Source organism: Stenotrophomonas chelatiphaga, assembly GCF_001431535.1.
GTDB classification, from domain to species: domain Bacteria; phylum Pseudomonadota; class Gammaproteobacteria; order Xanthomonadales; family Xanthomonadaceae; genus Stenotrophomonas; species Stenotrophomonas chelatiphaga.
In genome coordinates, this window is sequence record NZ_LDJK01000090.1 from 1 (window position 1) to 2232 (window position 2232).

2 protein-coding genes and 3 tRNA genes are annotated in these 2232 nt (G+C 65.0%); all 5 read left to right on the top strand.

Annotated features, from left to right (window positions below):
• Positions 1-617: 617 nt before the first annotated feature.
• Entirely contained in the window at positions 618-1646 is a 1029-nt protein-coding gene (locus ABB28_RS16220; protein WP_057687409.1) for an isoaspartyl peptidase/L-asparaginase family protein, read from the top strand.
• Positions 1647-1782: 136 nt separating this feature from the next.
• Positions 1783-1868 (top strand) — tRNA-Tyr (locus ABB28_RS16225).
• Positions 1869-1903: 35 nt separating this feature from the next.
• Positions 1904-1977 (top strand) — tRNA-Gly (locus ABB28_RS16230).
• A gap of 53 nt (positions 1978-2030) precedes the next feature.
• Positions 2031-2106: transfer RNA gene (locus tag ABB28_RS16235), tRNA-Thr, on the top strand.
• A 40-nt stretch (positions 2107-2146) separates the two neighbouring features.
• Positions 2147-2232 (top strand): GTP-binding protein (locus ABB28_RS16240; protein ID WP_033473206.1); only part of this gene is annotated, 86 nt, incomplete at its 3' end.

Genomic DNA, 2232 nt, shown 5'->3' on the forward strand with positions numbered 1-2232 from the left:
TGCGGGCCTCGTTTCGCGCCATCCATGGCGCTCAACGCCCCCGCCAACCCACCCCGCCCCACCTTCGACAGGTCCATGGCGGCCTTGGTAGCGCCGACCCATGGTCGGCGGATGGTGGGGTAACGGGGGTCTGATGGTTTCCGCCGACCATGGGTCGGCGCTACCGTTTTCCTTTTTCTTTTTTGCGCGGGTGGCGGCCGCCCGGCCCCAGCCCGAGAACCAGCGCTTCGCGACCGCCACGAGGGGCTCTGCCGTTCGCTGCTGCGATACATCGCTCGCGTGAGTGAGCCGCAGCATGATTGCGTGCGGCACTTTTTCTGCGTGGACAAATAATGGCCAGCATCTGAAACGCTTGCGGCGTGTGGCTCAGTGGCACTTGTCCACACCAAACCCCCATCGCTCTCCACGCGGGGTGTGGAAAACCACGGCGGTGCCTGGACAAATAATCGCCACCTTTCGAAACGCTTGCGGTGTGTGGCTCAGCGCTACTTGTCCACACCAAACCCCCACCGCTCTCCACGCCAGGTGTGGAGAACCCGACTCCGGCAGCGAACGGCACTTGCCAACGGCCACGCCGCCGCGCAGCGTGTCGGCAACGATGGGGATGGAGTTGCCGAATGAACCTGCGCCTGGGAATGCTGTGCGTGCTGTTGACGATCTCCGGCGCCGCTGCGGCGGCCGCCGCTGCAAAGGAGCCGCAGCCGTTGCTGGTGATCCACGGCGGTGCCGGCGTGCAGCGCGCAGGGCTGTCCGCTGAAGAGGAGCGCGCCGCGCGCGAAGCGCTGCGCAGTGCGTTGCTGCAGGGGCATGCCGAGCTGAAGGCGGGCCGCCCAGCACTGGCCGCGGTGACCCGGGCGATCACCGTGCTGGAGGACGATCCGACCTTCAATGCGGGGCGCGGCGCGGTATTCACCCACGACGGCCGCAACGAACTGGACGCGGCGCTGATGGAGGGTGCGACGCGCCGCGCGGGTGCGGTGGCCGGCGTGCAGCGGGTGCGCAACCCGATCCTGCTGGCGCAGGCGGTGATGGCGCACTCCGCGCACGTGATGATGGTCGGGCAGGGCGCCGAGGCCTTCGCGGCCGAACAGGGCGTCGCCCTGGTCGATCCGTCGTACTTCCGCACCGAAAAGCGCTGGCAGCAGCTGCAGCGCGCCCTGCAGGAGGAGAGGGCAGGGCAGGCGCATGCCGAGCTGGAAACCGCCAGGCACTTCGGCACCGTCGGCGCGCTGGCGCTGGATGCCGCAGGCACGCTCGCGGCGGGCACGTCGACGGGCGGCATGACCAACAAGCGCTATGGGCGGGTCGGCGACTCGCCGATCATCGGCGCGGGGACCTGGGCCGACGAGGGCTGTGCCGTTTCCGGCACGGGTTGGGGCGAGTACTACCTGCGCACCGCGGCCGCGCACGAGATCTGCGCGCGCGTGCGCCTGGCCGGCGCGTCCGCCGCGCAGGCCGGGCGCGAAGTGATCAACGAGATGATTCCCGCGCTGGGCGGCGATGGCGGGGCAATCGTACTTACCGCGAAGGGCGAAATCGGGCTGCCGTTCAACACCGAAGGCATGTATCGGGGCTGGATCGGCGCGGACGGTGTGCCGCATGTCGCGATCTTTGCCGACGAAGTACTGCAGCTGCCCGGCCAATAACCTTGCGTATCAACGGGTTTGCGACAGCGTGTGAAAAAAAAGAAAAAACGTGTTGACAGACCCTCGCCGGATCAGCAGAATTGCGGGCTCACCACCACACACCGCAACGCTTCGGCGCCACGGCATGGGGTGGTAAGGAGGGATACCCAAGCGGCCAACGGGGGCAGACTGTAAATCTGCTGGCTTACGCCTTCGGTGGTTCGAATCCACCTCCCTCCACCAGTTTCACGTAGTTTCACGTTGTGGCAATTCCCGGTGCGGGAGTAGTTCAATGGTAGAACTTCAGCCTTCCAAGCTGATTGTGCGGGTTCGATTCCCGTCTCCCGCTCCATTGAATGTTTAGAACTTTGAAGATATTTCAGTTCATGCCATAATGCAAAACTCGCTCACGTAGCTCAGTCGGTAGAGCACTTCCTTGGTAAGGAAGAGGTCGAAGGTTCGATTCCTTTCGTGAGCACCATCTTCAGCACCACCCCAAGACGAATTCGAGATAAGCAGCCATGGCCAAGGGTAAGTTCGAGCGCACCAAGCCGCACGTCAACGTCGGCACCATCGGTCACGTCGACCACGGCAAGACCACGCTGAC